The organism is Rothia sp. (in: high G+C Gram-positive bacteria) (assembly GCF_015265375.1).
In the GTDB taxonomy this organism is placed as follows: domain Bacteria; phylum Actinomycetota; class Actinomycetes; order Actinomycetales; family Micrococcaceae; genus Rothia.
On the sequence record NZ_JABZXW010000107.1, the window covers coordinates 1 to 2,829 of the forward strand.

2 protein-coding genes and 1 pseudogene are annotated in these 2,829 nt (G+C 63.1%); 2 read left to right on the plus strand and 1 reads right to left on the minus strand.

From position 1 onward, the window contains the following. A pseudogene (locus tag HXO69_RS08875) lies at window positions 1-372 on the plus strand (nicotinate phosphoribosyltransferase); the annotation flags it as partial. Between the two features lie 87 nt (window positions 373-459). After that, window positions 460-1,086: an isochorismatase family protein gene (locus HXO69_RS08880; RefSeq protein WP_049354837.1), complete on the plus strand. Its 627-nt coding sequence runs from the start codon at window positions 460-462 to the stop codon at window positions 1,084-1,086. 181 nt (window positions 1,087-1,267) lie between these two features. On the opposite strand, the gene HXO69_RS08885 is transcribed toward HXO69_RS08880, so the two are convergent. Beyond that, window positions 1,268-2,638, minus strand: a complete 1,371-nt coding sequence (locus HXO69_RS08885; RefSeq protein WP_296546604.1) for a hypothetical protein — start codon at window positions 2,636-2,638, stop codon at window positions 1,268-1,270. Between the last annotated feature and the right edge of the window lie 191 nt (window positions 2,639-2,829).

A 2,829-nucleotide genomic window follows, 5' to 3' on the forward strand; every position in this document is an offset into this window, starting at 1 on the left:
GGTGCGCCGACCTCCTCCATGGTGTACAAGGTCGTTGAGCGCGAGAACTCCGCTGGCGAAATGCAGCCGGTCGCCAAGGCTTCGGCTGGCAAGGCATCCATCGGTGGCGCCAAGCGTGCCGCCCGCCGACTCAACGGCATGGGCATCGCAACCGCCGAGGTTCTGGGCACCCACGAGGACCCGAACCTGCTTGAGGACACCCGCCCGCTCATGGTGGACTTCGTCCGCAACGGCGAGCTGATCCCCGGCTTCACCGGCGAGGAAGGCGTGCGCCGCGCGACCGCCCGCCACGCAGCCTCCCTGGCGGAGCTTCCCGAAGCTGCCCGCCGCCTCTCGGAGGGTGAGCCGATCATTCCGACCGAGTTCATCTAAACCACCCTTCTGAGATACTGTTTTCACTCGGCGAATTTCACTCGGCGAATCAGAGTGAAAACTCATTCCTATTTGTAAAGGACAGACATGTCTAAGGCACTGATTATTGTTGACGTGCAGAACGATTTCTGCGCCGGCGGCGCCCTCGCCACCGAGCGCGGTGCGGACGTTGCCGCGCTGATTAGCGAATACGTGGAGAACAACCACCACCGCTACGACGCGATTGTCGCCACCCAGGACTGGCATATCGATCCGGGCTCGCACTTCTCTGACACCCCCGACTACGTTGACTCCTGGCCGGTGCACTGCGTCGCCAAGAGCGAAGGCGCGCAGATTCACGAGAACCTGGACACCGACTACATTGAGGCGTACTTCCGCAAGGGCCGCTTCGAGGCAGCCTACTCGGGTTTTGAGGGTCTTCTCGCCCCCGAGGATGAGGTCGCAACCGGCGAGCACGAGCCTGGTGCGGATGCGTCTGAGGACGGCCCGCAGACTCCCCTGTCGGAGTGGCTGGATGAGCGCGGTATCGAGTTCGTCGATGTTGTCGGTATCGCCACCGATTATTGCGTGTCGGCAACCGCTCGCGATGCGGTCGATGCAGGCTACGAGACTCGCGTTCTGGTTGACCTGACCGCGCCCGTGCACGAGGACAAGCTCGACGACGTGGTTGCCGAGCTTGAAGATGAGGGCGTCGAGGTGGTTGAGGTTCTCTAACCTCCACTATCGCTGTAGGTAACTCGCCATTTCAGGCAGGTACTAAAGATACAGAGGCGTTGAATATACAGAGGCGGGGAGCCTGGGATGTACTATCCCAGGCTCCCCGCCTCTTAGCGTGCCCGCGGCTCATCGAGCAATACAAACCGAGTAGCTGAGGCTACTTAGTCAACCGAGCCGCTTACTTGAAGCGAACCTCCGCCATGCCGTTCACGCGAACGTTCGGGCCGACCGGCGCCTCCTTAGTGCCAACAATCGCGCCGTTACGCACGCTGGGTGCCAGGTAGGATCCGCCAGCGCCACCGGCACCACCCTGCTGAACGTAGCCGACCGCGCGGCGCGGGTTCTTCGGGTTGTTGCACCACTGCTGCGAAATAATGATTGCCGAAACTGCGTTCGCCGCGCCGGAACCGCCACCGCCGTAGCCCGCGCCGCCGCCAGCGGAAACCACGGTCTGGTAGCCGAAGAAGTTCTTGCTAATGGTGATGCTGGTGGTTCGTGCGGTTGCGGTGCCGGTCAGGTTCGCGGGGTCGTTCTTGTCGTACTGGTAGGCGTACGCACCCACGCCGTCCGCACCGTTCGCGTTGAAGCCGTTGCCGCCGGTTGCGCCCGCGGTACTGGTGCTGTGGATGACCTGCTTGTTCTGGGAGCCGAAGCCGACCAGACCGTGGTCGCCGGTGGGCAAGCTATTGGGGATAGCACCCATGCCACCTCGACCGCTGGAGCCACCCGTGCCGGGGGTTGCGATGATCTGCAGGTTCGCCTCGACGCTGTAGGCGTCGCTTGCGGCGGCACCTTCATAGCCCATGGCGGCTTCTGCATTACCGCCGGAGCCGCCGCGCACCCATTCCAGGCCACAGACCGGACTAATGGCGTAGCTGGAGCCGGGCAGCGGTGCGGTGGAGCTGGAGTTACGCACGTGTCCACCGCCGCCACCTGCTGCGATAGCAACCACGGTGCCGTTGACCAGCAGTGCGGAGGAGCCGCCACCGGATGCGGCGTAAATGCTGCGCTTGAAGTGGGTGTGGGGTGCACCGTCGCCTGCGGTGGGGTTACCGTAGGTGCGGGGGTTTGCCGCGTCGATAATAGCCTTCGGACCTGCGGGAACGGTGACCTGAGCGGCGGAGGAGCCGCCCTTGCCGTAGCCTTCACCGCCGGTTGCGGGCTTGGATTCGTTCCAGCTTGCGCCATTGCGGGTGACGCGCTCAAGCACGCCGATACCGCCGGCTGCCGCGACGATTTCTACGGTTGCGCCGGGGGTGACGCTGACGGTACCGGTAACCTTGGCGCCGCATCCGCCCTGGCTGCGTGCCATGACGGTGCCGCCCGCGCCGCCGGTGAGGGTGAAGCTGAGTTCGCGTACACCCGCCGGGACGGTGAAGGTTTTGACGGTCTTGCGGCCGTTTGCCTGTCCCTTGATGGTGTGGGAGGTGCCGGTTTGCGCGCCGTTGGCAGCGTATGCGGGTACGGCGGCGGAGGCTGCGATGATGGGCAGTGCCCATGCTGCGCCGGTGAGGATGGTGCGGCGGGTGGGGTGTGCGTTGTGTGACATGAGGTTTTCTTTCATGAGGGGTTGAGAGGATGCAGGTTGAGTGGGGTGAATAATTTACACCTTTGTGCACTGAGTGCAATATTCATTTTCTAGAGTATAGACCCTGAAAAACATTCTCAACTCACCACGCCATGGCTTCGATCAACTCGGCAGTTCTCAGACATAGCGAAGGCCCGCAGACACCGAAAGTG